The sequence below is a fragment of the Nonomuraea sp. NPDC003727 genome (genome assembly GCF_053586935.1).
Genome location: NZ_JBSFNE010000001.1, coordinates 819,574 through 845,354, shown reverse-complemented (window position 1 = coordinate 845,354; position 25,781 = coordinate 819,574). Strand labels below are relative to the sequence as shown.

The following is a 25,781-nucleotide window of genomic DNA, read 5'->3' as shown; positions in this document are numbered from 1 at the left end:
TGCCCAAGGATGCGGACCGGCATATCGGACATGCCGCCCGCTATCTTGCGTGGCATGCTGCATGGCCGTCAGGAAGAGCTGGAACGTCTGCGCGGGCTCGTCGCCGGGGCGCAGGAGGGGCGCAGCGCCGCACTCGTGGTCCGCGCCGAGCCGGGAACGGGCAAGACGGCCCTGCTCGACGCCGCCGCCGTGGACGCCGGGATCCCCGTCCTGCGCGTCGCGGGGGCCGAGACGGAGGCGGAGCTGCCCTACGCCGCGCTCCACCTCATCCTGCGCCCGCTCCTGCGCGGCCTCGACGCGCTCCCGCAGCCGCAGGCCGACGCGCTGCGCGGCGTGCTCGGGCTGGCCGCCACGACCGGCGGACAGGACCGGTTCCTGACCGGGTTGGCCACGCTGACGCTGCTGGCCGACCAGGGGCCGCTGCTGTGCCTGCTGGACGACGCGCACTGGATCGACCACGCTTCGCTGGACGCGCTGCTGTTCGCCGCCAGGCGGTTGGAGGCCGAGGGCGTCGTGCTGGTCTTCGCGACCAGGACCATGGACCGCGACCTGTTCACGACGGCGGGGTTGGCGGAGCTGCGCCTGGCGGGCCTGGACCGGGCCGCCGCCCTGCGCTTGCTGGCCGAGCGCGCTCCCGGGCTGCCGCCCGCCGTACGCGACCGGGTCGTCGCCGAGTCGGGCGGCAACCCGCTCGCGCTCATCGAGCTGCCCGGCATGAACGTCGACTCCCTGGCCGCCGGGCCGCTCCCGCTCCCGTACCGGTTGCAGGAGGTCTACCAGGCCCGGGTGTCGGCCCTGCCGTCCGACACCCGCACCCTGCTGCTCGCGCTGGCCGCCGAGGGCGAACTCGCGGCGGCGCTCCAGGCGACGGGACTCGGCATCGGCGCGCTGGCCCCCGCCGAGCGGGCGGGCCTCGTCGCCGACGCCGCCTTCCGCCATCCGCTCGTGCGCGCCGCCGCCTACCAGAGCGCCTCCTTCGCCGAACGCGTCGCCGTCCACCGCGCGCTGGCCGGCGCCACCACGGGGGAGCGCCGCGCCCGGCATCTGGCCGCCGCGGCCACCGGCCCCGACGAGGAGGCCGCGGCCGCCCTGGAAGCCGCGGCCGGCACCGCCCGCGAGGTCTCCGGGTACGGCGAGGCCGCCACGGCCCTCGAGCGCGCCGCCAGGCTCACCCCCGACACCGCCGAACGGGCCCGCAGGCTCACCGCGGCCGCCGCGCTGGCCGCCGACGCGGGCCAGGGCGAGCGCGCCCGCGCCCTCCTCGGCCAGTCGGCTCGCCTCGGCGGGGCCTCGCGGGAACTGGTACGGCTGCGCGCGCGCATCGAGTTCGAGCACGGCTCGCCGGAGACCGCGTCGCGGCTGCTCCTCGACGCCGGCCAGGACCTGCTGGTCGAGGCGGCGCGGGTGGCCTGGACGGTCGGCGACGCCGACGGCCTGCGCGCCGTCAGGGACCGCATGGACGACGGCCCCGCGAGCCTGATGACCGGCGCCGTCGAGCTGCTGGCCGGCGACCCTGGAACCGGTCTCGACCTGATCAGGCGGCACCTCGACCAGGCGCCCGAGCGCGGGGACGGCCTCCCGCTCACCCCCACCTCCCTGGCCCTGCTGTCGGGCGACTACGCCACCGCCCGCGACCACCTTCAGGCGGTGGCCGCCGACATGCGCTCCCGCGGGGCGATCGGCTGGCTGCCCGGCGTGCTCGCCGTTCTCGCCGAGACCGAGACGCTGCTGGGCCTGGCCAGGACGGCCGAGGCGACCGCGGCCGAGTCGCTGCGCATCGCGGAGGACACCGGTCAGCGGCGGCACGCCGCCGTCGCCCGCGGGCTGCTCGCCCACGCCGCGGCCCTGCGGGGCGAGCAGCCGGACCCCGGGCTGCGCGGGGACTGGGCCGACCGCGCCCGCGCCGTCCTCGACCTGGTCACCGGCAGGTGGGCGGCAGCGCTGGAGCGTCTCGGCCACCTCGCCCACCGGCCGTACGGCGCGTGCTTCGCCGCCGACCAGGTGGAGGCGGCCGTGCGGGCCGGGCGTCCGGCGGCGCGGGAGCTCGCCAGGTTCGAGAGCTGGGCGCTGGCCTCGGGTGTGGCGTGGGCGCTGGCCGTACGGCACCGCTGCCTTGCCCTGCTCGCCGGCGACCCCGAGGAGCAGCACGCGCACTACGAGCAGGCCGTCGCCTGCCCCGACCTGCCGCTGCAGCAGGCCAGGAGCAGGCTGCTCTACGGCGAGTGGCTGCGCAGGTCACGCAGGAAGAGCGAGGCGAGGATCCAGCTCAGGTCCGCCCTGGAGGTCTTCGAGCAGGTGGGGGCGGTGCCGTGGGCCGACCACTGCAGGGCCGAGCTGCGCGCGGCGGGCGAGACGGTCGCCGCGCCCCCGGCGCCTGGCGCGCTCCCCGAGCTCACCCCGCAGGAGCTCCAGATCGTCAGGCTGGCCGCCACCGGCGCGACGAACAAGGAGATCGGCGCCCAGCTGTTCCTCAGCCCCAAGACCGTGGGCCACCACCTGTACCGGGCCTTCCCCAAGCTTGGCGTCTCCAACAGGACCGAACTGGCCAGTTTGCACCTGGTATAGGCCCTTATAGTCGGGCAAATGTCCCCTCCCCCTCCCTCGCGCCTCGGCTGGCTCGACGCCATCAGAGGGCCCGCGGCCCTCGCGGTGGTCCTGCACCACGCGGGCTGGACCTACTTCCCCGGCCTGTGGGCGGAGGTGGACCGCCGGATCGACGTCGGCACCTGGGGAGTCTTCGTCTTCTTCCTGGTCAGCGGCTACATCATCCCCGCCTCTCTGGAACGCCGCGGCGACGTGCGGGCCTTCTGGACCGGCCGGTGCCTGCGGCTGCTGCCACTGCTGCTGGTGGCCGTCGCGCTGGCGTTCACGCTCGCCGCCTTCGGCGCCTACGAGCCGCACCCGGGCCTGGCCACCACGCCCCCGTTCCTGGTCGCGCTGGGGAACCTGTCGATGCTGCAGGAACTGCTCGGCGTGCCGGCCGTCATCGGGGTGATGTGGACGCTGTCGTACGAGATGGCGTTCTACCTGATCACCGTCGCGCTGTTCAGGACCGGCCAGGCCCACCGGTCCGCTCCGGCCGCCGCGGTCCTGGCGCTGCTCGCCGTACCGCTGGGGCTGCTGCTGCTGCCCGGGCCGGTGATCGGCGGGTGGGTCGCGCTGCTCGGGGTGCCCGTGCTGGCGGCCGTCGCCGTGACCGTGTGGGGGCGGGGAGCGGCGCGTACGGCGGCGGCCGTGGCGGGTGGCGCGCTCGGGCTGGCGCTGGTGGTGCTCGGCAGCAGGATCGGGGCGTGGCAGGGGCTGGTCATCCTGGCGGTGATGTTCGCGGGCACGGCCGTCCACCGGGCCGAGCACGGGCAGATCCGGCCGCGCACGGCCGCGGCGGCGCTGGCGGTCGTGCTGGCATGCGCGCTCTTCGCCAAGGACGACCCCGGCTGGGCCCCCGCCATCGTGGCGGCGGGGGCGTGCTTCGCGGCGGCGTTCGCGCTGCGGCGGCTGCGGTATCCGCGCCTCCTGACCCATCTCGGCGTGATCAGCTACTCGACGTACCTGCTCCACCCGCTGCTGCTGCGGTTGCTGCCGTCGGCCTGGTCGTACGTCCTCGTGCTGCTGCCGCTCGCGTACGCGACGCACCGGCTGGTCGAGTTGCCGGCGCAGCGTCTGGCCAGGCGGCTGGCCGACCGCGTGCCGCGCGGGTGACCGAGTCCGCATAATCAAGGCGTGCGCGGCTTCTCCCGGCGGTCGTTCCTCCATCTGGGCGCCGTCGCGGTCGCGGCCGGGGCGGTGCCGGCGGGCCGGATCGGCGACCCCTTTCCGGCGTCGGCGGCTCGGACCGGCCATCCCTTTCCGTCGACGGCGGGCCGGGCAGGCGATTCGGCGGGACGGGCCGGCGATCCCTTCCCTGCGCTGCGCCGGCGCTGGCGCGAGGTCACGGCGGAGCCGGAGGGCGCCGTCGCGGCCGGGCCGTACCGGAGGAAGGTGGCGGTGCTCGGGGCGACGGCGGCCGGCTACCGGGACACCATGCGCCCGGACGACGGGTCGCTCTGGCCGGGTCTGTCCTTCCCCTCATTCGACGAGACCCCCGCGCGGCTGCGGGCCATGGCCCGCGCGTACGCCGTGACGGGCACCGGCCTGACCGGCGACCCCGCGCTGGCGGCGGCCGTGGCGACCGGCATCGACCACTACCGGCGCCAGGTGTACACCGCAGGCGCCGAGCCCGCGGGCAACTGGTGGAACTGGCAGATCGGCGTCCCCCTGCGGCTCCTCGACGCGGCCGTGCTGATCGGCCCGCACCTGGGCGAGCCGCGGAGCCGGGCGCTGGCCGAGGCCGTGGACCACTTCCTGCCCGCATGCGTGCTCGAGGACTACAGCGGCACCAGCACCGGCGCCAACAGGGTCGACCAGTGCACGGTCATGCTCCTGCGCGCCATGCTCGCCGCCGACGGCGACAGGGCCGCGCAGGCCGTCTCGGCGCTCGCCCCCGTCTTCCCGTACGTGCGGGAGGGCGACGGGATCTACCCCGACGGCTCCTTCATCCAGCACGCCACCATCCCCTACCAGGGCGGGTACGGGCTGGTGCTGCTGTCCGGCCTGGCGACGCTGTTCGCGGTGCTGCGCGGCACGCCGTGGCAGCTCACCGACCAGAACGTCTTCGACGCGGTCGAGCGGTCGTTCGCGCCGTTCGTCCACGACGGGTTCTGCATGGACCTGGTCAGCGGCAGGGGAATCGGCAGGCGGCCCTACGGCGACCACCGGAAAGGACACGAGATCGCCGCCGCGATCCTGCTGCTGGGCGAGTCGGCCTCGGCCGCCGAGCGGATCCGCTGGCAGGGCATGGTCAAGGGATGGGTACGGCGGGCCGCGCACCGCCCCGCGCTCGACCCGGCCGCCCACGCCCGCCTGGCGGCACTCATGGCCGACGACACGATCCCCGCGCTCGCCGAACCCGCCGGGCACCGGCTGCTGCCGAAGAGCGCCCGAGCCGTCCACCGCAGGCCCGGCTGGTGCGCGGGGCTCAGCATGGCCTCGGCCATGATCGGCCACTACGAGCACGGCAACGGCGAGAACCTGCGGGGCTGGCACACCGGCTCCGGCATGCTCTACTGGTGGGCCGACGGCCACGGCGAGCAGTACTCCGACTCCTTCTGGCAGACCGTCGACCCCTACCGCCTGCCCGGCACGACGGTCTCCACCCGGCGGCTGCCCGACGGCGCGGGCGGCGCATGGGGCGACACCTGCCCGCCGGGCCGCTGGGTCGGCGGCGCCACCGACGGCACGTACGCCACGGTCGGCCAGCACCTCAACGGCCTGGAGAGCACGATGGAGGCCGTCAAGTCGTGGGTCTTCCTCGACGACGCGGTGGTCTGCATGGGCGCCGGCATCACGAGCGACGACGGCGTCCCTGTCGAGACCGTCGTGGACAACCGCAGGACCGACGCGCCGCTGACCGTCGACCGCGTGGCGGGCTGGGCGCACCTCGAGGGCCACGGCGGCTACGTGCTGCCCTGCGCCCCGCTGCGCACGCTGCGCGAGAGGCGTTCGGGCGGCGCGGCGACGCGCGGCTACGTGACGCTCTGGCTCGACCACGGCGTCGACCCGCGCGCGGCCGGATACCTCTACCTGCTCATGCCGGGAGCGAGCGCGGCCGCGACCCGGGCACGCGCCGCCGACCTGGGGTGGCTGCGCGTGCTGGCCAACACCTCGGCGCAGCAGGGCGTCGCCGTCCCCTCGCTCGGCGTCACCGCCGTCAACTTCTGGACCGAGGGCGGCGCGGGAGCGCTTTCCGCCTCCGCGCCGTGCGCCGTCCTCGTCAGGGAGAGGGACGACGGCACGGCCACGCTGACCGTGGCCGACCCGCGGGAGGCTCTGGACGAGCTCACGGTGACGTGGGAACGGCCGGTGGCCGGGGTGCTCGGCGGGCACCCGCTGCTGTCGGCCGCCACGACGGGCGCGGCGCTGACGCTCGTGTGGGGCCCGCTGGCCGGTGCCGGCGGCGGCTCGGCCACGGTCACCGTACGGCTGGGCTAGGGCCTGTCCCGAACTTCTACTGCGCCGATTGAGCTTGAACCTTGGCGGAGTCGAACTCGACGTATTCGATGATCGCGCCGCCGGGGTGGCGGATCGTCAGGTTGCGTCCAGTGGGGACTTCGTTCGGGCCGTCAAGGGTGTCGCCTCCCTCGCGCTCAACGATGGCGAAGACATCATCGAGGCTGTCGACGATGACGGTGGCCTGCACGTCGCGGTAGGGCGCCAGCGCCTCTGGGGTGCCTGAGACCAGGAGGTAGTCGCCGATGCTCGCCAGCTCGAGGTTCCCGTAGGGGAAGCGCAGCCCCGGCCGGGCGGCGGTGAGGGCTTCGAAGGTGGGAAGAGCGGTGTCCAGGTCGTCGACATAGATGCGGGCGTAGGTGGTACGGGTGGCCATGCGACACTCCATGATCATTTCCATTTTCTCGAAATATGGAAATGATCCTATGCTGGTCGGATCGGGACATGTCAACTCAGACCGACATCAGGAGAGCGGGATGCGATCGCCGACCGAGCCCAAGACGGCAGACATGGATCTGGTCGCCGTGCTACACGCGCTCGGCGATCCCGTCCGCTTGGGCCTGGTGCGCCTGATGGCCGCAGACGGCGAGGTGCCCTGCAGCCCGCAACACCTGAACGTCCCGCGTTCCACGCTCTCCAATCACTGGCGCATTCTGCGTGAGGCGGGTATCACCTCGACTCGCTCCGAGGGCAAGGCCCGCTACATGACGCTGCGTCGTGACGACCTGGAGGCTCGCTTTCCGGGCGTATTGGAGCCGATTCTCACGGTCGCCGCACCCGAGGCGGCCGTCGGCGCCACGTCAGCCGGTCGACCAGGGCGCGTCCAGTAGCTCACACGACAGGATCCCGAAGCCGGATCCGGATCGATGCGACGGTCAGTACACCTAGTCGTGCGGTCTCTGCTCCCGCTGCCCGACCCGCTCCTTGATCCGCAGGGACATCAGGCTCGCCGCCGTCGCCAGGACGACCAGGTTGAACGTCATCTGGACCAGGAGGAGCCCCCTGCCGAGCTGGCCGGAGGCGTGGATGTCGCCGAAGCCGACGGTGGCGAAGGTGGTCATCGAGAAGTAGAGGGCGTCGGTCTTGGTCGTCAGCCCGACGAACTGCCCGTCCAACCGGGTCGCGACGGTGAAGTCGGCCAGCGCGAACAGCACGAGGCCGCCGAGCGTGAGCAGGATGAGGCCGCTCACCGGAAGGTATGCCCGGTCCGTCGCCGCCTGCCGCCGCGCCGCCAGCACCACACCCCAGACCAGCAGGAGCACGCCGACCACGAACACGCCCAGCCGCGCCCACGACCCCCAGCCGTACCTGGCCTCCTCCAGCGGCAGCAGGTAGTAGAGCGCCACGATCAGCGCGGCGTTCCACAGGGTCGACCAGAAATAGGGCGGCATCACGTCTGCGGATGCGGGGTGCCCAGGTACGGGAAGTCGGGCAGCAGGTCGGTATGCGGGCCGATCCCGTCGTCCGGGACCCTGCCGTCGGTGACCATCCCGATGCGGACGTCGGTGACGTCGTCGTCGAGGCGGCGGCCGTTGGGGTAGGCGGCGGGCGCGGACCTGTCGAAACGCAGGATGTCCGGCAGGACGGTGGCCAGCCGGTCGCGTGCGGCCTCGGCGGTGTAGCCCCCGGTGTGCTGGAGCGCCGCGGTCCAGGCGTCCAGGTAGGTGGCCACGTCGTCGGCGGGCTCGCCGCGGTTGTAGCCCTCCTTGGCCTCCTCGGCGTTGAAGTAGGCGGTCAGCGACGGGTGCGCGCCACGGTCCACCGAGACCAGCTCGCCGTCCCGGCGCAGGCAGACCCGTCCCCATACGCCGATGCCCGGCTCGGCGCCCAGGACCCGGTCGGGCACCTCCAGGACGATGCCGACGACGTTCCTGCCCGCCATGGTGTCGGCGCCGGTCCACTGGAAGCCCTTGCCGATGCCCTCCAGGTCGGCGAAGAACGGATCGCTGCGCAGCCCGGCGGAGAACCGGAGCCAGTCCGTCTCCGCGATCTCCGGCTCGGGCCCGAAACTCACCGGGACGTCGGTGAGCACCTGGTCACCCGCCGCCTCCCACGACCTCGCGGCTTCGCCGGTGCCGTGGAAGACGGTGACGGTCTGGCGGCCTTCCCTGGGCGCGGAGAAGACGAAGCTGAAGGCGACGTCCGCGCGGGCGTCGCCGTCATTGTCGATGTTGAGCCGGTAGACGGCGTCAGGGTGGAGGTGCGGGCCGTGGGTCGGGTCGAACGAGAACGAGTTCACGTCCATGACCAGCACGGTGCTCTCCGGAGCGCGCGGCGACCGGAAGGCGAACACGTCGGTGAGGTCGAGGCGCGCGTCACCGGACGGCGGTCGCAGGTTCGGGCCGCTGAGATGGTGGGACATGACCTGCCTCCGATCACGGTGGTGTGTGCTGCCAGGGCCACCTGACCGGGGGAGACGCCGGATGCCCAGCACGAGGCTAACCCGGCTCGCGGTGAGATCGCAGGTTCGCCGCCTTCGGTGTGTCAGCCTGATGGCCCCGGCCGCCCGCCCGGGGCCATCAGGAGCGTTTCAGCAGGTGGTGCCCGCGGCGGGCAGCGTGCCGTACAGCAGGTAGTCGTCGATGGCGTTCTTGACGCAGGCGTCGCCGGTGAAGTAGGCGCCGTGGCCGTCGCCGTCCAGCGTGATCAGCGTGGCCGTCCGCAGCTTGGTGGCGAGGGAGACCGACTGCTCGTACGGCGTCGCAGGGTCGTTGGTCACGCCGGCGACCAGGATCGGCGCCGAACCGGTCGCGTCCACGCGAGCGGCCGAACCGTCACCGCGGGGCCACCCGGCGCAGCTCATGAGTTCGGCGACGGTCCAGGGGCCGAACAGCGGGGAGGCCTCGGTGAACTCCGGGACGACGCGCGCGAACTCGTCCAGGGCCGGGCGGTAGGCCGTGTCCGCGCAGAACGTCACGTGCCATCCGCCGGTGGCGCCGGAATACGCCGTCGCCATGTCCAGCAGCGCGGCGCCGTCGCCGTCGTAGGCCTGGGTGAGGGCCTCGCGCAGCGCCGGCCAGGAGTGACGGGAGTAGAGGGCGGCGCCGATGCCGGTGATCGCGTCCGTCCCGGTCAGCTTCTTGCCCTTGGCGACGTCGAGGGGTTCGGCGTTCAGATCGGCGACCAGTTCCGTCACGCGTGCGTACGCCTTCTCCCGGCTGCCGCCCAGAGGGCAGGAGCTGCTCCTGACGCAGTCGTCGAGGAACCTGTTCAGCACCCGCTCGAACGCCACGACCTGGCTCTTGACGAACTCCTTGCCGTCGACGTAGACGTCGCCGTCCATGGCCGAGTCGAGCATGAAGCGCCCGACCTTGCCGGGGAACAGGCCCGCGTACACCCCGCCGAGCATCGTGCCGTACGAGGTGCCGAAGTAGTTGAGCTTGTCGTCGCCGAGGGCGGCCCGCAGCGTGTCCATGTCCCTGGCGACGTTCTCGGTGTCGAGGTGCCGCAGGTTCACGGAACCTTTCGCGCAGGCCCGGTTGAACGCGACGAACTCCGCCCTGATGGCCCTGCGGCCGGCGGCGGTCGCGAGGTCGGGTGCGGTCGCGCCGGCGGGCCGGTAGCTGCTGCAGTCCACCGGCGTGCTCTGTCCCAGCCCTCGCGGGTCGAAGCTGACCAGGTCGTAGCGGGTGTGCAGGGTGGCGTAGGCCGGGGCGTCCTGCGGGAGCATCGAGACGCCGGTGGCGCCGCCGCCGAAGTTGAACACCAAGGACCCCAGGCGCCGGCTCGGGTCGGTCGCCTTCGACCGGATGACGGCGACGCTGATCGACGTCCCGGACGGGTCGGCGTAGTCGAGCGGGACCTCCAGCGTGGCGCACTGGAAGCCCTTGGCGTGCGCGCACGGAGCCCACGCGAGACGCTGCTCGCTCGGTGCCGTGGCGGGAACGCGGGACGGAGCGGCGGTGCCGGCGGCGGCGCCTGCCACGGGGCCCGCGACCACCACGGTGGCGATCGCCGCCATGGCGGCGAGCCGGCGCCTGACGCCGGCCGTGGAGGGCTTGTCGGATGTGGGCATACGGTCGTTCACCTCGGAGACGTGGCAGGAAGCTCGTCTCAAGTAGGTCAGACACGACATCAACCGTCATGCCACGAAATTTCGGGACTTGAGGGGTTGGCCTGGCCCGGTTATCCTCCGGCGGCCCCGGTCAGGCCCGCGCGGTTCTCGCGGTTTTCCCGCCATCGCCGGGGAACGTTCCGGACGAGGGTTGCCGAGCATGGCGAACGACACACGACCGGGCCGCCGTCAGGAGCGGCTGCGCGTGCGCGGCGTCGCGCTGCCGTCCGAGGAGTGGGCCGAGTTCTGGATCGCGAACGGCAGGCTGACGCGCGAGCCGCTGCCGGACGCGACCACGGTCGTGGACGGCGGCTGGCTGCTGCCGGGGCTCGTGGACGCGCACACGCATCCGGGCGCCCTTCGTCCGGGCGACCCGCTCGACCCGGCGCTGCTCCGCAGGCACGGCCGCGAGCACCTGGCGGCCGGCGTGACGCTCCTGCGCGTGCCCGGCTCGGCCGACCGGCTCCCCGCGTGGTTCGGCGCGGAACCGGACCAGCCGCGCGTCGTCTCGGCCGGTCGCTGGCTGGGCGTGCCAGGCACGTTCTACGACGGATGGGCGCGGCACGTCGGCGAGCCCGAACTGGCGGACGCGGCGGTCGAGGAGGCCCGCGCGTCCGGCGGCTGGTGCAAGGTCTACGCGGACTGGGTGGTCGGCGAGGAGGGGCTCGACGCGCCGCCGCTTCCCGTCGGCGTGCTCACCGAGCTGACCCGGCGGGTGCACGCCATGGGCGGCCGGGTCGCCGTCCACGCGCAGACGGCGGCGGGCGCCGAGGCCGCCGTCGTGGCCGCGGTGGACAGCCTCGAACACGGTCTGGGCCTCGACCCGGCCCTGCTGGACCGGATGGCCCGCCAGGGGACCGCCCTGGTGCCCACGTTCACCGTCTGGGAGACCTTCGAGCAGGTCGCCCGCTCCTCCGGCTCCGAACGGTTCCGCTCGTGGTTCCGGGCGGCCCACGCCCGCCTGGCGCCGCTGGTGTCGGCCGCGCACGAGGCCGGCGTGACGGTGCTGGCCGGGACCGACAGCTACGGGACGCCCGAACTCCCCCACGGGCGGGTGGCCGGCGAGGTGCGCCACCTGGCGGCCGCCCCCATGCCCGCCGCCGCGGCTCTGGGCGCGGCCTCCTGGACGGCGCGCGCCTTCCTCGGCTTTCCCGTGCTCGACCACGACGCCCCCGCCGACCTGGTCGCCTACGACCTGGACCCGCGCACCGATCTCGCCGTCCTGCGCACACCCGCCCGCGTCATCCACCGCGGCCGCGTCATCCGCTGACCACGGCCACCGGCCGCTCCCTGAAGGCACGCTTCTCCTGGAACTCCGTCACACGGGTCTACCTGTCCCGCCGCGCCCCTCGCGCGGTGAAAGGCGGACTCGGCGCCACGGCGGTCACGGCAGGACGAGCCACTGCCTGCCGTCGATCAGCTCGCGGCCCGCGTCCAGGTGCCCCGCATGGCAGGCGGTCTCGGTGATCACGTGGAGGAGCACGTCACGGTGGGTGCGCGGCCGCCAGTCGCCGAACAGGTCCTGCGGCCACCAGGCGGTCGCGGCGTCCTCGGGAGTGGCGGTGATGACGGCGTCCGCGAGGTCGATCTCCTGGCGGTAGCGGTCGAGCACGTCACGGGCGGGTACGTCAGGCCCGACCTGCCAGGCGTCGGCCGTCCCGGCCAGCTCGTCGATCGCGGCCCGCCGGCCGCCGACCACCGCGCCGAACCAGAACCGTTCGACGTCCAGCGCCAGATGGTTGACCAGCCCCAGGCACGACCAGCCGGACGGCAGCACCGGCCGGCGCAGCTGCTCCTCGGTCAGGCCGTCCACGATGCCGAGCACGTGCCGGCGCTGGCCGTTGAGGGCGGTGAGCAGGTCCATGGACGTTCCCTTCTCGACGACTCTCTACAGTTCGGCGGCGCGGACGAGCAGCCCCCGGCGCTCGGACGCGCTGTGGGTCCGCGCTGCCGCCTGCCGGAACAGGACGGCGGCGCGTTCCCGGTCGCCGGCGCGGGCGGTGAGGTCCGCCTCGGCGGCGATGGCCAGCGGGTAGTCGTCGAGCGCGCCGCCGGCGTGAGCCTGTTCGAGCAGGGCGAGCCCGGCCGCGGGCCCGTACGCGTAGCCGTGCGCCACGGCGCGGTTCAGCTCGATCACCGGACCCGGCTGGAGCCGTACGAGCCGGTCGTAGCAGGAGGCGATCCGGCGCCAGTCGGTGTCGGCCGCGGACGTCGCGGTCGCGTGGCAGGCGGCGATCTCCGCCTGCAGCGCGTAGGGCCCGAGGTGCCGCAGAGCGGCCAGGATGCCCACGGCCTCGCCGATCGCGGCGTGATCCCAGCGGGACCGGTCCTGCTTGTCGAGGGTGACCAGGTGGCCTTCGGCGTCCCGGCGGGCGTGGCGCCGGGAGTGCTGGAACAGGAAGAGGGCGAGCAGCGCCGCCGCCTCGGGCTGTCCGGGCATGAGCCGCGCCAGCAGCCTGGCCAGCCTGATCGCCTCCTCGGCGAACGCCGGCTCCCCGTCGGCGTTGTAGCCGTGGGTGAACAGCAGGTACAGCACGGCCAGCACGCCCGGGAGCCGCTCGGTCAGGGTCACGCCGGTGGGGACCTGGTACGGGATGCCCGCCTGCGCGATCTTCGTCTTCGCCCGGGTCAGCCGCCGGGTCATCGTGGACTCGGTGACCAGGAACGCCCGCGCGATGTCCGCGGTCGGGACCGCGCAGATCGTGCGCAGCGTCAGCGCCACCCGCGCCTCCGGTCCGAGGGCCGGGTGGCAGCAGGTGAAGATCAGGCGAAGCCGGTCGTCCACGATCTCCTCCGGTGCCGGTTCCTCGGTGGCGGCGGTGAGCGTCGCCACCGCCAGCTCGTGCAGCTTGCGCCGTTCGACGGACGCCCGCCGCAACACGTCCAGGGCGCGGTTGCGGGCGACCGTCATCAGCCAGCCGCCCGGGTTGGCCGGCACGCCGTCCGCGGGCCAGCGCTCCAGCGCCAGGGCCAGGGCCTCCTGCGCGCAGTCCTCGGCCAGGGTCCAGTCGCCCGTGACGCGGATCAGCGCCGCGACGATACGCGGATAGGCGTCGGCGGCCGCGGTCGCGGCCGCCTGGACCGCCGTGGCCCCTTCCGGACCGGTCACTGCTCGAAGTCGGCCAGCGGGCGGATCTCGATGCGTCCGCCACGGGCCATCGGATGGGTGCGGGCGACTTCGATGGCCTCGTCCAGGTTCGCGCACTCGAGCAGGTCGAAGCCCACGATCACCTCCTTGGTCTCGGCGAACGGGCCGTCCGAGACGAGCAGTTCGCCGGTGCGCACGCGCACCGTCGTCGCGGTCGACTTCGGCGCCAGCACCATCCCCTGCAGGCGCCGGCCGGCGGCGTCGTTCTCGGCCACCCACGTGTCGATGTCGGGCGTCGCGGCGGGGTCGGTGTCCGGTTCCGTGTCGGTGCAGACGAACATCACGTACTTCATCGCCAGGGTCTCCTCTCGGTGGTTGCACCCTAGTGACGATCGGCGCGGCCCGATCCGGACAGCCGCGCGGAAACTCGTGCCATCGGATCGCCGGAGGGCGCTGTCGTCCGTCTGGCACCGCCAGTTACTTTCCTTACGAGAACTTTGTCGGATCGGTTACTAGCGCTATCCACAATCAGGGAATGACCACCGCTGAATGGGCTCGGCAGTACCTGCCGGGATCGGTGAGAGGAGCTCGCGATGACAACCGCCTCCACCCCGCACGGCCCCACCTTCCGCCAGCCGATGCAGACCGGATGGTACGGATTCGCCGGGATGCTCGGCGTCATGATGGGCGTGTTCAACGTCATCGAGGGGTTCATCGCCCTGGTCAAGGAGAGCTACTTCCTCGCCCCCGACGGCCGGCTCCTGGTGCTCGACTACAACACGTGGGGCTGGATCTGGCTGGTGATCGGCGCGCTGCAGATCGCCACCGGCGCCGGTCTCCTGATGGGGCAGGGGTGGGCGCGATGGGCCGGCATCTTCATGGCGGCGCTGGCGATGCTCGGGCAGTTCCTGTTCATCGCCGCCTTCCCGATCTGGTCGCTGATCGGGATCGGCGTCTGCATCATGATCATCTACGGCCTCATCGTCACCCCCCAGGGCTGACCCCCGGGCTCCGCCCGGCCCGCGGCGCGTGCCGTCGGCGGGATGCGGTACGCCCGTCGCGGGTGATGCTTGTCTGCCACCTGCTGTAGTGGAACGCTTACCGCATGACGATGTTCGCCGGTGGCAAGATCGAGGCGTTCGTCGGGCCGACCGAGCTGGGCGCGGCAGACGACCTCGAGCACGTGATCATCGATTTCATCGACGGCGCCCAGCGTTCCCTCGACATCGCCGTCCAGGAGCTCGACTCCGAGCCCATCGCCCAGGCCGTGCTCGACGCCCGCTTCCGCGGGGTGGACGTCCGCATGGTGCTGGAACAGGACTATCTGGTCTCCGCGAAGCTGCCGAAGATCATCCCGCGGGCGGGGGAGGACGAGGCGGCCGCGCGCCGGCGTGTCCAGTGGGGGGAGGAGACGGGCGCCCGCAGCCTGGAGCCGAACAGGAAGATCCTGGCCGCGTTGCTGCGCTGCGACGTCGACGTGAAGGCCGACTACAACCCGGCGATCTTCCACCAGAAGTTCATCATCCGCGACTACCGCGAGCGGGCCCTGCCCACGTCGGCGATCCTGTCGGGGTCGGCGAACTTCACCGGCACCGACTGCCACCGTAACCTCAACCATGTCGTGATATTTCATGACGCGCGGGTCTGCCTGGCGTACACGACCGAGTTCAACCAGATGCGCGCCGGGCAGTTCGGCCGCGGTGCCCACGGCAAGGTCCCGGCCGCCTACAGCCTCAACGGCATCCCGGTGAAGGTGCTGTTCGCCCCGGACCACGCGCCCGAGCTGGAGATCATGAAGCAGATGCTCAAGGCGACCGACCGGGTCGACTTCGCCATCTTCACCTTCTCCGGCTCCTCCGGCATCGACGACGCGATGATCGCCCTGGCCGCGGCCGGGCGGGCCGTCACCGGAGCGATGGACCCCGGCCAGGGGGCGCAGAAGTGGGCGGCCACCCACGACCTCGACCGCGCCAACATCGAGCTGTACTTTCCCAAGCGCGGCCCCGCCTTCGGCAAGCTCCACCACAAGCTCATGGTCATCGACGACGCCACGGTCATCGCGGGCTCGTTCAACTACACCGAGCCGGCGAACAACTACAACGACGAGAACATCTTCGTCATCGGCAGTCCCTACCCCGACCTGCCCAGACGCGAGGGAGGCCCGGTCGATCCGGCCGCCTGCGCCGAGCTGGCCCGCTTCTTCAGGACGGAGATCCTACGCATCGAGGCCGCGGGCGAGCGCTTCATCGGGGAGGGCTGAGGCGTTAACCTTCCGCTGGTATGAGCAAGGTCCTGTACGTCATCGTGTGCGCGGCCGTACCGGCGGGAGGCGTCGGGCGGCTGGTCGCCATGGCGCAGGACGCCGGATGGGCCGTCCAGGTCGTCTCCACCCCCTCCGCGCTGGGCTTCATCGACGTCGCCGCGCTGGAGGAGCAGACCGGGCGCCCGGTACGCAGCAGGTACCGCGGGCCCGACGAGCCGAAACCGCCGCGGGCCGACGCGATCGTGGTCGCGCCCGCCACGTTCGACACGGTCAACAAGTTCGCGACGGGCATCACCGACACCTACGCCCTGGGCGTCCTGGCGGAGGCCCCCGGGCTGGGGATCCCGGTGGTCGTGCTGCCGTTCGTCAACAGCGCGCTGGCCTCGCGGGCGCCGTTCATCAGGAACGTGGCGAGCCTGCGGGCCGAGGGGGTCGCGGTGCTGCTGGGCCCGGGAGAGTTCGAGCCGCCACCGGCCACCGCGGACGCGGACCACGCGGCGGCCTTCCCGTGGGGCCTGGCGCTGGACAGGCTCGCCGACCTGACCGGCTGAGCCTCACCGCAGGCAGGCCTCGAACACCGCGGTCAGGCGGTCGATGTCGTCGGCCGACGGATCCGCCGGGCCGAGCAGCCGCCGTACCGACCCGATGCCCAGGAAGACCGCCGTCGCCAGGCGGGCGCGGGCGTGCGCGTCGTCCCCGCCCAGCCGGGCCGCCAGCGGTTGCACGACCGCGGTCCTGAGCCGTTCGGTCATCAGCGCCTGCACCTCGGGGTCGCCGGCCGACCGCTCCAGCGTGCGCAGGATGGGGCTCTCGGGGTCGGAGTGCATGCGCTGCGCCGCGTACTCGGCCAGCCGCCTGGGCAGCCCTGCCGTGTCGCCGTCCAGCACCCTGGCGACCGACGGCTCGCCCGCCAGCACCTCGCCGAACAGGCCCGCCTTGGAGCCGAAGTAGCGGCCGACCAGCGCGAGGTTGGCGTCGGCCGCGGCGGCGATCATGCGTACGGTGACCTGCTCGTAGCCGTGCTCGGTGAACAGCGCGCGTGCCGCCGTGAGCAGGCGTTCCCTGGTCGCTTCGCGATCCCGTACCCGGACCTCCATGGCTGAAGCCTAATCGCACTTGCCGCGCGGCTAGTAAACAGACGTATACTCGCTGGCATGGCACAAACCAGGCAGTACACCCACAAAGAGATCCTCGAGGTGATGTCGGGGCTGATGCTGGCCATGCTCACCTCGATGATCTCGACCTCGGTCGTGGGTACGGCGCTGCCGACCATCGTGGGCGAGCTCGGCGGGCAGGAGCAGTACTCCTGGGTCGCCTCGGCCACCATGCTCACGATGACCGTGTCGACCCCCCTGTGGGGCAAGCTGTCCGACGTCTACGGCCGCAAGCTGCTCTTCCAGATCGCCCTAGGCCTGTTCGTCGCCGCCTCGCTGGCCGCCGGGCTCTCGCAGGACATGGGCCAGCTCATCGCGGCGCGTGCCGTACAGGGTCTGGGGGTGGGCGGTCTGTCCGCGCTGTCCCAGGTGATCCTCGGCGACATCGTGCCCCCGCGCGAGCGTGGGCGCTACTCCGGCTACATGGGCGCGGTCTTCGGCATCTCCACCGTCGCGGGCCCCCTGCTCGGCGGGTTCATCGTCGACGCCGACTGGCTGGGCTGGCGCTGGTGCTTCTACGTGTGCATCCCGTTCGCCGTGGTGGCGTTCGCGGTGATCCAGAAGGTGCTCAGGCTGCCGGCGACCAACCGGAACACCTCGATCGACATCTGGGGCGCCACGACGATCACCGCCAGCGCGAGCGCGCTGATGCTCTTGCTGACGCTGGGCGGGCACGAGTTCGCCTGGAACTCGTTCTGGACCTACTTCCTCGGCGCCGTCGCGGTCGTCATGCTGCTGCTGTCGGTGTTCGCCGAGCGCACCGCCCGCAACCCGATCCTGCCGCCCCGGCTGTTCCGCAACCGGACGTTCGTGCTCACCAGCCTGGCCTCCCTCTTCGTGGGCATGGCGATGTTCGGCGCGATGATCTACCTGCCGCAGTACCTGCAGATCGTCAAGGGCATGAGCCCGACCGCCTCGGGCCTGATGACGCTGCCGATGGTGTTCTCGCTGTTCCTGTCCGGCGTGATCTCCGGAAAGATCGTCACGAGGACCGGCAGGTGGAAGATCTTCCCCGTCGTCGGCCTGCTGCTGGTCGCCGTCGGACTGTTCCTGCTCTCGCGACTGCACGTCGACTCGACGCAGTGGCTGATCGGCGTGGACGTCGCGGTACTCGGCATCGGGCTCGGCCTGTCGATGCAGATGCTCATCCTCGCCGCCCAGAACGGCTCCGAACTACGCGACATGGCCGCCACCACCTCGGGCGTGGCGTTCTTCCGCTCGCTGGGCGGGGCGGTCGGCGTCGCCGCGTTCGGGGCGATCCTGTCCAACCGGCTCAAGGACGAGATGGCCGAGCTCATGCGGGCCGCGCACGTCAGGCCGCCCGGCGGCGGCTCGCTCAGCCTCGGCAGCCCCGCCGACATCCAGCAGCTGCCCGAACCCGTCAAGGGCATCGTGCTCGAAGCCTTCACCAGAGGTCTGGAGACCGTCTTCCTGGTCGGCGTGCCCATCGCGGTGCTCGGCTTCTTCGCGGTGCTGTTCCTGAAGGAGCTGCCGCTGCGGGGACACGGCCCCGCCGAGGCGGCGCCGTCCACACCGCCCGGCAAGGACGACCTGGTCCTCGCGGGCCTGCTGCTCGAACTCATCGCCCAGCGCGTCGAGCACGCGGACGGCAGGCCGTCCGCGCTGGTCAGCGCGGTCGCCCGGATGGCGCCACCCGACAACAGACCCGAAGGCGACCGGGCCAGAGCCGTCGCCGGCGCCGTGCTGCGCCCCACCTCGCGCGCGCTGCTGGCCCGCGCCGTGCCGTCCGTCAACATCGTCCCCGAAGGAGCCGCACGATGATGCGCAGGTTCGTGGGCGCGGTCACGGCCGCCCTGGCGTCGATCGCCGGGCTGTGGCTGATGATCGCACCCTTCGCGCTGGGCACCCAGCCCGAGTCCGACGACTGGATCAACGCCACGAACGTGGAGTTCTTCACCGGGCTCGGCGTCACCGTCGCCGGCCTGGTGGGCGTGGTGGCGTTCGCCGCCGCCATCCACGAGGACCTGGTGGCCCGCGGGCTGGTCACCGTACGGCAGCGCGCCCCCGAACCCGAACCAGAACCCGCACCCGAGCCCGCACCCCCCGGCATGTCGTCGGCGGAACTGGCGACCATGCTCGCGCCGCTCGTCGAGGCGTTGCGCGAAGACCTCACCACCACGAACGGACACCGGCGATGAAGACCACACTGGGCCTCGGCGCCCTCGCGCTGCTGTTCGTCGGCGGCCTCTGGCTGGTCGCCGCCCCCTTCGTGACCGGCTACCAGCCGCGCGGCGCCGCCTGGACCGACGCCACCGTGAACGACGTGTGGATCGGCGGCCTGCTGGCCGCGGGCGCCTTCCTCACGCTGGCCGGCTACGCGGCCGCCACGCTGCGCGAGCTCGCCCGTCGCGGCCGGCACGCCGTGGACCTCACCCGTTGAGAGCGGCGCCGTGGAACCGCTGGCCAACCGGCTCCCCGACGGCCGGTTCGAGATAGGCAAGGACGGCGCGGGCCTGCTCGTCGTCGGCTACGACGGCACCGGCCCAAGCCGCAACGCCCTCGCGTACGCCGCGGGGCTCGCCCGCCGCGACGGGGCCGGCCTGCTGGTCGCCTTCGTCGAATCCCTCACCAGCACCACCCTGTGGTTCTGGGTCGGCTCCCCGGTCATCCCCGACCCCGCCGAGGACCTCATCGACGACCTGCGCGAGGAGATGGGCCACCACGGCGTGCCCTGGCGCTTCGTCAGCGTGCGCGGCGAGGCCGCCAGAGAGCTCGAAACGCTCGCCGCCACCCACCGGGCCGACGCCATCGTTGTCGGCCGCTCCCGCTCGCCCTGGCACGCGTCCGTGTCCCGAGGTTTGATACGGCACGCGCGGCGAACGGTACTGGTCGTGCCGTAGAGCGCGCTACTTTGGAAAAGGTGAAACGCGTCATCGCCGCCGTATCGTTGCTGGTCACCGCATGCGGCGCCAACACCGCCCCCGTCGCGTCGGCGAGCCCAGGCGCCACCGGCCCGACGCCCGCGACCGCCCCGTCCACCGATCCCGCGGCCACGTCGACCTCCACCGCCGACCCCGCCGCCTCCACCGCGCCCGCCGTCGACCCGACCCCCGCGCCGTCACCCACCGGCCCGCCCGCCTTCCAGGCGAAGGTGAGCAAACTCGACCCCGACCGGCTCCCCCACTCCTGGCGCCCCGGCTGCCCCGTCCACTACCGGGACCTCCGCCTGATCACCATGACCTACTGGGGCTTCGACGACCAGGCCCACACCGGCGAACTCGTCGTCCGCGAAACCGTCACCGACGACATCGTCACCGTCTTCAAGAAGCTGTACGCCATGCGGTACCCGATCAACCGCATGGAGCCCGTCGACGTCTACAAGGGCAGCGACTACGCCTCGATCGACGCCGACAACACCTCAGCCTTCAACTGCCGCCGCGCCACGGGGTCGAGCAGCTGGTCCAACCACGCCTACGGCCAGGCGGTCGACGTGAACCCGCGCGAGAACCCGTACGTCACGGCGTCCGGCTCCACGGCCCACGACAACGCCCGCGAGTTCACCGAACGCCCGATGAAGGGCAAGGGCGTGATCAACCCCGGCGACCGGGTGGTCCGCACGTTCGCCGCGGTCGGCTGGGAATGGGGCGGCTACTGGTCCGGCACCAAGGACTACCAGCACTTCAGCAAGGGCGGCGGCTGAGACCTGCACTGATGTCACCGGATGGCCTCTGAGCTGCGGTCCGGCGCCTCGCTGTGTCTCGGCTTCTCTGGCGGTTTCGCACTCTGATGTGCCCTCGTTGTGCCCTGTGTGGATGTCGGTCGCTTGTCCTCATGGGTTCGGCAGGCACCCGCCTACCAGTGGTCGGAGTCGAAGGTTTCTGGATCATGGGCACTGTTCCAGATCGCTTCGCCTCCGGGCTGACCTTCGACCGCTGCCCTTGTAGCGCGGACAGGGCCCACTGCGCGTCGTCTTGCCGAGGGGGGCGGCACCCCGTTTTGCCGTGGTGGGTTCGGCTGGCTGCTGACGCTTGTGAGGCTCCATGCCGGCCATCGTGAAAGGGGTGGCCAGGGCGACGGCGAGACGCCGTCAGGCGGATATATCACCTGAGCGAGCTGGTTCGAGCCCCTCGGCTATGGGTGCTGTAGCAGGATCTCCATCGCCTGGAGCACGTCCGTGACAATGTGATCGGCGGCGTGTTCGTGCCCCGGCCACGTGCCCCGATCGATCCAGACGGTCCGGAGGCCGGCTGACCGTCCCCCGAAAATATCGGCAAAAGGTTGGTCACCGACCATCCATCCCCCGTCAGCAAGCGTCGTGCCGCACCGCCTCGCGGCGATCTCGAACAGGCCAACGTCGGGCTTGCGAATCCCCTCGATACCTGAGAGTGCGTAGGCGTCTACTGCCTTGGCCAAGCCAGTCTGCTGGATCTTGCCGAGCTGGTTGTCGGCCATCCCATTGGTGACGATTGGCACCTTCCACCCCGAGGAGCGGAGCCGGGACAGCCCGTCGATCGTCTCAGGCCGACAGCGGACCAGGTGGGGCATACGTCGGCGATAGCGGCTCCAGAGTTCGTCGACAGACTCGGAGAGGCTGAAGTGCTCGCGGACTTCGGAGAAGAAGACTTCCCGGTGCGCGGGTAACCCGTCCAGTCGACAGTGACAAGCCAATCAACTGCCTCGCCAGTCAGGCCGTGCTGCTCGGCGAACTCAGCGGCCCAGAGTTGGAAAGCCTCGTCCAAGTTCACGAGCGTGTTGTCCAGGTCGAAGAGGGCAAGCCGTTGCACCACGGCAAACCACCCTACATGTGCCGCCTGCAAGGGGCCCGGCGACTTTTGGCGCCGGACCGAGGTATCAGCACGCATGTGTCTCGCGGTGAAGGCGGGGAGTGGATTAGTGACTGACCCACGGCCACCGAGTATCGGCCGGCGGCTCGCGAGGACTGTTCAGCGCGCTCCTGGGCGTGCGGGGTGTGACGGGTATCTTCGTCGATCTGGGGCTACCCTTGGTCGGTTTGGCAGTGATAGCCGAAGTGAATGATCGTCATGCTCTTAACCGTCATGCACCTATTCTCGCGCGTGCATCTTCACGGCTAGCGCTGTGGTGAACACTGCTGCTAGTGTGAGTCCCGCGAATGAAACAATGCGCCGGGAAGGGATTTTCAGCGTTGTTTTATTCGCTTTTCGTCATGCGTCGAGCAGTAGTTTCTGCTGTCTGCGTATTGCCGCTAATGCTGATCGTCATTCTTTCTGCTCCCGCGATCATGATCCTCCCTTTCACGCCCAAAGGGCAAGAGTTCATTCTCAAGTTTATTGAGAGTGGTACAAAGTGGGTCCAGGTTGTACTTGCTAGCCAAGGGGTAGAAGCAACCGAAAATTCGATGGAAGCCAAAGTTGCTTGCGATACACCTGCCGTGACGCAGGGACAAACGCCACGGCGGCAACGTTAATCATCACGGTCGTCGGTCTGGTTGCTCCGGTGTAAGGCCGGACGGAGAGACCTCGGCAACAAGACCGCTGCCGAACCATTACCGATGATCCGTCGCCACGCTCTGCGGCACATCCATGCACTCTGCTGCCTCGTGCAGGCATTCCCGTGCACGTGGTCGCAGCCCGGCCCAGGCGTGCCGACAGAAACGGTGCAATGTTGTGGCGCTGTATTGGCGTTGCCTTCGTCGCCGCACTGGTGGGACGATGCCGTGTCTTGATCGTCGCTTCGCCGTGGGATGCAATGGTGCTCAACGGTAGATCACAAAGGGGCCTGGCGACCGCGGTGAACGCGCTGACTGCCCGCTGGGCGGCGACCTGCTCCGGAGAGTCGGTCGTCCTGTGCGGAACGGGCGCCTGGCCGCTGCTGGCGTATCTCGCGACAGCGGCCGACGGTCCAGGACGGGTCGAACTGCAAAGGGCCATCGGGATAGACGCCACCACCGCTGCCCCGGCAGCGCAGGCCGTCCTGGCAGCCCTGAAAGCCTCACCAGCGATCAAGTCGGCATTGGGATTATGGGCCAGGCAGGAACTGCCTCTACGGCCGACCTGGAACGCGGCGCTGCCCGCAGGCCTGCGAGGCGAACTGACGGGAGACACGACCGCAGATCAGCTCCGGCTCGACGCGTGGGCGGCTCGCGAGACCGATGGAGCAATCCCCACCATGCCCGTCTCCGTGACCGACGAGACGCTACTTGTCCTGGCCAGCGCACTCACCGTCCGTACCACCTGGCTCCGCCCATTCACCGAAGGTGTCGCTCTCGTCGAGGCCGGCCCGTGGGCCGATCGCGAGATCATCGTGTTGCGGCGCAGCACGCGAGTCCTCAACCGAGTCCGGGTGGCCGACACACGAACCGGTCGGCTGACCATGTTCCGCGTCATGGGCACAGACGGGATCGACGTTCACCTCCTGCTCGGCCACGACTCCCAGAAAGCCGCCGACGTGCTCACCTCAGGCATCGACACGCTGGCCAAGCGCTACCCCAACGTAAACGTCGATGCCTTTCCTGCAGGAAATCCAGGCCCTGGGATCAGCATCGGCTCTGTCCCCGCCTACCAGGCTGATGACCTCCTGACGGTCACCGTGCCTCGGTTCACTGTTACTTCTTCGCTAGACCTGCTCGCCCTGCCAGAGGTGTTCGGCCTGGCCGAAGTGATCGACACCGCCCGGGGACACTTTCCCGGCATCAGCTCCGAGCCACTTGCTATCACCCAGGCCCGCCAGGACGCCACCGCCACGTTCCAGGCACACGGCTTCGAAGCCGCCGCAGTGACCGCCATCGGCGCTGTCGCAGGCGGCATGGCACCACGGCCTCCTTACCGAGCCAAGAGAGTTGACGTCGACTTCACGCGTCCCTTTGGTTTCCTCACCGTCGACCGTAGAAGCCAGCTCATCCTGACCGCCGGCTGGGTCGCGGAACCGGAAACGGTCGTAGCCGCGGTCGGCGTACAGACAGTCGGGCCTCTTGCGTGGCCGCCCTACTCGCCCCCGCACCGGCGGGATCGCCTTGATTATCAGTAGCGGCATGAGCTGGGTGACGTCGTTGCGGTAACAGCGCTTCAGCAAGAGCGCTGGTCGAGGCCTGTGACAGCATCGCCAGAGGGCGTCTGACTTGCGGTCCAACCATCTTGCTCAGCGGCTAACGGGCGAACCTGCGGGACTCTTGTCCTTCAGCCATTCTGCGTAAGTGAGGCCAGCCGGCTCGTAGGACCACACAGGGACAACAAACGCCACTTCACACACACGACAAAGGCCCGCATGTAGGGCAGACCGTAGTAGATCCGTCAGGCAGTTGACGTGAAGCGGTTGCAGAGGATGCCCGATAGAGCGTCGAATGTGATGTCCGGTTTCTCTAGCGGAGAGTAGCGCGGTGTCAGAAGACCCTTACGTGCCTCCCCCGATGTACGAGGCGCTCCCAGTCCAACGCCCGACCGACATCCATCCCCTGGTGGCGCGTCGCCTGAGAGAGCATAGCGAGCCATCCTGGCTAGCCACGTTCCTATTCACATCGCCCGACTCCCGGGTGATGAACGACCTGCGCGGCAACTTCGGTTATCTGAATGCCAAGTCCGGAAAGCACTGGGATCTATATATCGCCGGGTACCGGAAGCGGCTAGGCAAGCTGGTACAGGTCCCGGCCGAATTCATCCAATGGATCGACTGGGTGAACCGGAAGCATCAACAGGCGATTGACAGCGGCATGAGCCCCTTCAATGGACAACCGTGGCGCTATTCCGGCACTACGGACCTTGTAAGTGTTATGGCCTACCCAGGTGGTTTCGACTGGGGGTCACTACATTCGGTGCAGTTGCTGGATTCGAATGGCAGCTATCGGGGGCGCAACCTCAACCAGGTCGTCGAGGTGATGACCGACTGGCGTGAAGATGCCCACCCTCTGCGTGACCTTGCTCCAGGCGAGGTTCCCTCAGGCGAGGGTGTGCTGTCCCTCGGGCCTGCACTGATCTGGCTCGCGAGCTCCATCGGAAGCGGTGTCAGCGGGAACGCGGTGTATGACATGCTCAAGACCATCGCTGGACTCAAGTAGCGATTGATCGCAAGCAGGTTCGAGAATATTCGGATGGAGCTTGCGGAACCGGTCGGCTGAACACGTGCCGAGGCTGGATGACATCGCGCAGCAACCCCTCGTCCGCCGGATGCTGGTCTATCAGGCGCCGTTGGTCGACCGGCGGTTCATGACGAGCCCACCGCCGAATACCTGGAGACGATCGAGTCACCCGGTGCCGGGGCCTGACAAAGGGGAACCTCGGCGTCGATTGCCCCAGCCACGGTCAATGAGTCGCGGTGCGCGATCGTACGGTCTCGACTGGCAACATCGTGTCCCGCGCTGGCCACATGAGCGTCTACTTGTAAACGGGAGCCAGGCCCGACGCCGAGAGGTATTCGTCCGGGTCAAGCCGCAGATGGCGGGTGTCGCAGTGTGCTGTACGTCGGCGTTGCTGTACTTCTCTGCTGTCGGCGCTTACGCATGACGGAACGCCAACATCTGATCCGTAGCCAGTTAGCGATCGTTCACCTGCGCCTACCAGTGTCAGAAACCCCTGCTCAATGACACGCTCGCCATGGTCGATTTCTATTCACGTCCACCGGTATCCAGGGACGTTGTTAGCAACAGCGTTAGCAGGACTGGCCGTCGTCGGCTCCCTCGTGGTGCACACTTCCCAGCAGAGCGCGCAGTCGATGAACCTCGGCCAGCAAACGTGGTATATCGGACCGCGCATGCGCGATGAACGTCGCATTCTCATCCCAACGATCGTCAGGGCCTGCAACGTAGGGTCTCGGAAACTGCACCAATGTGGCCGCCACCACCTCACTGCCATTCCACGCCGGCCAACGCTTACCCTCTCCGACGTCGGGCACGGTGCTGACAGCGACCAAGTTGGCGGCAGCGTCATCGTCAAGGAACCGCACGTACCACGGTCCAGGCGTTGCAGCTTGGGCACGACTCTCGATCTCTTGTAGCTCACTGTCGCCGATCGGCACGCTCATCGATCAAGCATCCGGGCGACTGGCCATCGAACGCCAGAGGCCCCTTTCATTACGAGATTCGCCGTGATCGTCCAGCGTCGTCCACCAGAGCGTCCGCGCGCTGGTCACGGCCCGCTTTCTCCCCTCGTTCGATCCAGCGCCATCCGCGATCGTCCGAGACCGTGTGCGTACGATTTACGACCACGCGGAGAACAACAGATCCAGTCTCCTGTTCTGGCGGTAGGG

Annotated in this window: 25 protein-coding genes and 2 pseudogenes; 16 read left to right on the top strand and 11 right to left on the bottom strand. The window is 70.4% G+C overall.

Annotated elements, in window-relative coordinates:
* The first annotated feature begins 54 nt into the window (after positions 1-54).
* Genes ACWDLG_RS04130 through ACWDLG_RS04120 form a run of 3 tightly spaced genes read left to right on the top strand, consistent with a single transcriptional unit; the run spans position 55 to position 6,027 of the window.
* Positions 55-2,565: an AAA family ATPase gene (locus ACWDLG_RS04130; protein WP_449915772.1), complete on the top strand. Its 2,511-nt coding sequence runs from the start codon at positions 55-57 to the stop codon at positions 2,563-2,565.
* Between the two features lie 18 nt (positions 2,566-2,583).
* Entirely contained in the window at positions 2,584-3,699 is a 1,116-nt protein-coding gene (locus tag ACWDLG_RS04125; protein ID WP_449915770.1) for an acyltransferase family protein, read from the top strand.
* A gap of 21 nt (positions 3,700-3,720) precedes the next feature.
* Positions 3,721-6,027: a polysaccharide lyase 8 family protein gene (locus tag ACWDLG_RS04120; RefSeq protein WP_449915768.1), complete on the top strand. Its 2,307-nt coding sequence runs from the start codon at positions 3,721-3,723 to the stop codon at positions 6,025-6,027.
* A gap of 16 nt (positions 6,028-6,043) precedes the next feature.
* Here ACWDLG_RS04120 and ACWDLG_RS04115 read toward each other — a convergent pair whose 3' ends face one another.
* Positions 6,044-6,421, bottom strand: coding sequence for a VOC family protein (locus ACWDLG_RS04115; protein WP_449915766.1), 378 nt, complete (start codon positions 6,419-6,421; stop codon positions 6,044-6,046).
* Positions 6,422-6,431: 10 nt separating this feature from the next.
* Between ACWDLG_RS04115 and ACWDLG_RS04110 the strand changes: the two genes are divergently transcribed.
* Entirely contained in the window at positions 6,432-6,875 is a 444-nt protein-coding gene (locus tag ACWDLG_RS04110) for an ArsR/SmtB family transcription factor (protein WP_449915763.1), read from the top strand.
* 54 nt (positions 6,876-6,929) lie between these two features.
* Here ACWDLG_RS04110 and ACWDLG_RS04105 read toward each other — a convergent pair whose 3' ends face one another.
* The 3 genes from ACWDLG_RS04105 to ACWDLG_RS04095 all read right to left on the bottom strand — a co-directional run bounded on the left by ACWDLG_RS04105 (position 6,930) and on the right by ACWDLG_RS04095 (position 10,060).
* Positions 6,930-7,436 carry a potassium channel family protein gene (locus ACWDLG_RS04105; RefSeq protein ID WP_449916184.1) on the bottom strand — a complete coding sequence of 169 codons (507 nt, stop codon included), beginning with the start codon at positions 7,434-7,436 and terminating at the stop codon, positions 6,930-6,932.
* Positions 7,436-8,407 (bottom strand): DUF4331 family protein, encoded by a 972-nt coding sequence (locus ACWDLG_RS04100; protein ID WP_449915761.1) that lies wholly within the window; start codon positions 8,405-8,407, stop codon positions 7,436-7,438. Before ACWDLG_RS04100 ends, ACWDLG_RS04105 begins: the two co-directional genes overlap by 1 nt.
* 168 nt (positions 8,408-8,575) lie before the next feature.
* Positions 8,576-10,060, bottom strand: coding sequence for an alpha/beta hydrolase (locus tag ACWDLG_RS04095; protein WP_449915760.1), 1,485 nt, complete (start codon positions 10,058-10,060; stop codon positions 8,576-8,578).
* Between the two features lie 199 nt (positions 10,061-10,259).
* Between ACWDLG_RS04095 and ACWDLG_RS04090 the strand changes: the two genes are divergently transcribed.
* A complete protein-coding gene (locus tag ACWDLG_RS04090; RefSeq protein WP_449915758.1) occupies positions 10,260-11,369 on the top strand; it encodes an amidohydrolase family protein in 1,110 nt (369 codons plus the stop codon).
* Positions 11,370-11,483: 114 nt separating this feature from the next.
* Here the strand turns inward: ACWDLG_RS04090 and ACWDLG_RS04085 are convergent, their stop codons facing one another.
* From ACWDLG_RS04085 to ACWDLG_RS04075, 3 genes are read right to left on the bottom strand one after another with little or no spacing between them, the layout of a single operon-like run.
* Complete coding sequence (locus ACWDLG_RS04085; RefSeq protein WP_449915756.1) at positions 11,484-11,963, bottom strand: DinB family protein; 480 nt, start codon at positions 11,961-11,963, stop codon at positions 11,484-11,486.
* 24 nt (positions 11,964-11,987) lie between these two features.
* A complete protein-coding gene (locus ACWDLG_RS04080; protein WP_449915755.1) occupies positions 11,988-13,208 on the bottom strand; it encodes an RNA polymerase sigma factor in 1,221 nt (406 codons plus the stop codon).
* The gene (locus ACWDLG_RS04075) at positions 13,205-13,540 is read right to left on the bottom strand and encodes a YciI family protein (protein WP_354922842.1); all 336 of its coding nucleotides are present in this window, start codon (positions 13,538-13,540) and stop codon (positions 13,205-13,207) included. The genes ACWDLG_RS04080 and ACWDLG_RS04075 overlap by 4 nt, the downstream gene beginning before the upstream one ends.
* Positions 13,541-13,780: 240 nt before the next feature.
* Here ACWDLG_RS04075 and ACWDLG_RS04070 point away from each other — a divergent pair, with 240 nt between their 5' ends.
* From ACWDLG_RS04070 to ACWDLG_RS04060, 3 genes are all read left to right on the top strand, one after another.
* On the top strand, positions 13,781-14,188 hold the full coding sequence (locus ACWDLG_RS04070; RefSeq protein ID WP_449915754.1) for a DUF7144 family membrane protein: 408 nt from the start codon (positions 13,781-13,783) through the stop codon (positions 14,186-14,188).
* Between the two features lie 104 nt (positions 14,189-14,292).
* Positions 14,293-15,447 carry a phospholipase D-like domain-containing protein gene (locus ACWDLG_RS04065; protein WP_449915751.1) on the top strand — a complete coding sequence of 385 codons (1,155 nt, stop codon included), beginning with the start codon at positions 14,293-14,295 and terminating at the stop codon, positions 15,445-15,447.
* A gap of 20 nt (positions 15,448-15,467) precedes the next feature.
* Positions 15,468-16,001 carry a flavoprotein gene (locus ACWDLG_RS04060; RefSeq protein ID WP_449915749.1) on the top strand — a complete coding sequence of 178 codons (534 nt, stop codon included), beginning with the start codon at positions 15,468-15,470 and terminating at the stop codon, positions 15,999-16,001.
* A 3-nt stretch (positions 16,002-16,004) separates the two neighbouring features.
* Here ACWDLG_RS04060 and ACWDLG_RS04055 read toward each other — a convergent pair whose 3' ends face one another.
* The gene (locus ACWDLG_RS04055) at positions 16,005-16,547 is read right to left on the bottom strand and encodes a TetR/AcrR family transcriptional regulator (protein ID WP_354922831.1); all 543 of its coding nucleotides are present in this window, start codon (positions 16,545-16,547) and stop codon (positions 16,005-16,007) included.
* A gap of 57 nt (positions 16,548-16,604) precedes the next feature.
* On the opposite strand from ACWDLG_RS04055, the gene ACWDLG_RS04050 reads away from it, so the two are divergent.
* The 5 genes from ACWDLG_RS04050 to ACWDLG_RS04030 are packed head-to-tail and all read left to right on the top strand — an operon-like array spanning position 16,605 to position 20,265.
* Positions 16,605-18,386, top strand: a complete 1,782-nt coding sequence (locus ACWDLG_RS04050) for an MDR family MFS transporter (RefSeq protein WP_449915747.1) — start codon at positions 16,605-16,607, stop codon at positions 18,384-18,386.
* Complete coding sequence (locus tag ACWDLG_RS04045) at positions 18,383-18,763, top strand: hypothetical protein (RefSeq protein WP_449915744.1); 381 nt, start codon at positions 18,383-18,385, stop codon at positions 18,761-18,763. Before ACWDLG_RS04050 ends, ACWDLG_RS04045 begins: the two co-directional genes overlap by 4 nt.
* Positions 18,760-19,005, top strand: a complete 246-nt coding sequence (locus tag ACWDLG_RS04040; RefSeq protein WP_449915742.1) for a DUF948 domain-containing protein — start codon at positions 18,760-18,762, stop codon at positions 19,003-19,005. The genes ACWDLG_RS04045 and ACWDLG_RS04040 overlap by 4 nt, the downstream gene beginning before the upstream one ends.
* Positions 19,006-19,015: 10 nt before the next feature.
* Positions 19,016-19,465: a universal stress protein gene (locus tag ACWDLG_RS04035; protein WP_449915739.1), complete on the top strand. Its 450-nt coding sequence runs from the start codon at positions 19,016-19,018 to the stop codon at positions 19,463-19,465.
* Between the two features lie 20 nt (positions 19,466-19,485).
* Positions 19,486-20,265, top strand: coding sequence for a M15 family metallopeptidase (locus tag ACWDLG_RS04030; protein WP_354922818.1), 780 nt, complete (start codon positions 19,486-19,488; stop codon positions 20,263-20,265).
* A gap of 431 nt (positions 20,266-20,696) precedes the next feature.
* Here ACWDLG_RS04030 and ACWDLG_RS04025 read toward each other — a convergent pair whose 3' ends face one another.
* Positions 20,697-21,233 carry an HAD family hydrolase gene (locus ACWDLG_RS04025; protein WP_449915737.1) on the bottom strand — a complete coding sequence of 179 codons (537 nt, stop codon included), beginning with the start codon at positions 21,231-21,233 and terminating at the stop codon, positions 20,697-20,699.
* Between the two features lie 463 nt (positions 21,234-21,696).
* Between ACWDLG_RS04025 and ACWDLG_RS04020 the strand changes: the two genes are divergently transcribed.
* Positions 21,697-22,011: a hypothetical protein gene (locus ACWDLG_RS04020; RefSeq protein ID WP_449915735.1), complete on the top strand. Its 315-nt coding sequence runs from the start codon at positions 21,697-21,699 to the stop codon at positions 22,009-22,011.
* 194 nt (positions 22,012-22,205) lie between these two features.
* Positions 22,206-23,411 (top strand): annotated as a pseudogene (locus ACWDLG_RS04015) (serpin family protein); the annotation flags it as partial.
* Positions 23,412-23,462: 51 nt separating this feature from the next.
* Here the strand turns inward: ACWDLG_RS04015 and ACWDLG_RS04010 are convergent.
* A pseudogene (locus tag ACWDLG_RS04010) lies at positions 23,463-23,597 on the bottom strand (IS5/IS1182 family transposase); the annotation flags it as partial.
* Between the two features lie 478 nt (positions 23,598-24,075).
* Between ACWDLG_RS04010 and ACWDLG_RS04005 the strand changes: the two are divergent.
* On the top strand, positions 24,076-24,594 hold the full coding sequence (locus ACWDLG_RS04005) for a hypothetical protein (RefSeq protein WP_449915734.1): 519 nt from the start codon (positions 24,076-24,078) through the stop codon (positions 24,592-24,594).
* A 590-nt stretch (positions 24,595-25,184) separates the two neighbouring features.
* Here ACWDLG_RS04005 and ACWDLG_RS04000 read toward each other — a convergent pair.
* Positions 25,185-25,556 (bottom strand): hypothetical protein, encoded by a 372-nt coding sequence (locus ACWDLG_RS04000; RefSeq protein WP_449915732.1) that lies wholly within the window; start codon positions 25,554-25,556, stop codon positions 25,185-25,187.
* Between the last annotated feature and the right edge of the window lie 225 nt (positions 25,557-25,781).

Bases quoted from the DNA above. Each gene is read 5' to 3' on its own strand.
- ACWDLG_RS04130 (WP_449915772.1), top strand. From the start codon at position 55: ATGCTGCATGGCCGTCAGGAAGAGCTGGAACGTCTGCGCGGGCTCGTC.
- ACWDLG_RS04125 (WP_449915770.1), top strand. From the start codon at position 2,584: ATGTCCCCTCCCCCTCCCTCGCGCCTCGGCTGGCTCGACGCCATCAGA.
- ACWDLG_RS04115 (WP_449915766.1), bottom strand. From the start codon at position 6,421: ATGGCCACCCGTACCACCTACGCCCGCATCTATGTCGACGACCTGGAC.
- ACWDLG_RS04110 (WP_449915763.1), top strand. From the start codon at position 6,432: ATGATCATTTCCATTTTCTCGAAATATGGAAATGATCCTATGCTGGTC.
- ACWDLG_RS04105 (WP_449916184.1), bottom strand. From the start codon at position 7,436: ATGCCGCCCTATTTCTGGTCGACCCTGTGGAACGCCGCGCTGATCGTG.
- ACWDLG_RS04100 (WP_449915761.1), bottom strand. From the start codon at position 8,407: ATGTCCCACCATCTCAGCGGCCCGAACCTGCGACCGCCGTCCGGTGAC.
- ACWDLG_RS04095 (WP_449915760.1), bottom strand. From the start codon at position 10,060: ATGCCCACATCCGACAAGCCCTCCACGGCCGGCGTCAGGCGCCGGCTC.
- ACWDLG_RS04090 (WP_449915758.1), top strand. From the start codon at position 10,260: ATGGCGAACGACACACGACCGGGCCGCCGTCAGGAGCGGCTGCGCGTG.
- ACWDLG_RS04085 (WP_449915756.1), bottom strand. From the start codon at position 11,963: ATGGACCTGCTCACCGCCCTCAACGGCCAGCGCCGGCACGTGCTCGGC.
- ACWDLG_RS04075 (WP_354922842.1), bottom strand. From the start codon at position 13,540: ATGAAGTACGTGATGTTCGTCTGCACCGACACGGAACCGGACACCGAC.
- ACWDLG_RS04070 (WP_449915754.1), top strand. From the start codon at position 13,781: ATGACAACCGCCTCCACCCCGCACGGCCCCACCTTCCGCCAGCCGATG.
- ACWDLG_RS04065 (WP_449915751.1), top strand. From the start codon at position 14,293: ATGACGATGTTCGCCGGTGGCAAGATCGAGGCGTTCGTCGGGCCGACC.
- ACWDLG_RS04060 (WP_449915749.1), top strand. From the start codon at position 15,468: ATGAGCAAGGTCCTGTACGTCATCGTGTGCGCGGCCGTACCGGCGGGA.
- ACWDLG_RS04055 (WP_354922831.1), bottom strand. From the start codon at position 16,547: ATGGAGGTCCGGGTACGGGATCGCGAAGCGACCAGGGAACGCCTGCTC.
- ACWDLG_RS04050 (WP_449915747.1), top strand. From the start codon at position 16,605: ATGGCACAAACCAGGCAGTACACCCACAAAGAGATCCTCGAGGTGATG.
- ACWDLG_RS04045 (WP_449915744.1), top strand. From the start codon at position 18,383: ATGATGCGCAGGTTCGTGGGCGCGGTCACGGCCGCCCTGGCGTCGATC.
- ACWDLG_RS04040 (WP_449915742.1), top strand. From the start codon at position 18,760: ATGAAGACCACACTGGGCCTCGGCGCCCTCGCGCTGCTGTTCGTCGGC.
- ACWDLG_RS04020 (WP_449915735.1), top strand. From the start codon at position 21,697: ATGAAACAATGCGCCGGGAAGGGATTTTCAGCGTTGTTTTATTCGCTT.
- ACWDLG_RS04005 (WP_449915734.1), top strand. From the start codon at position 24,076: ATGAACGACCTGCGCGGCAACTTCGGTTATCTGAATGCCAAGTCCGGA.
- ACWDLG_RS04000 (WP_449915732.1), bottom strand. From the start codon at position 25,556: ATGAGCGTGCCGATCGGCGACAGTGAGCTACAAGAGATCGAGAGTCGT.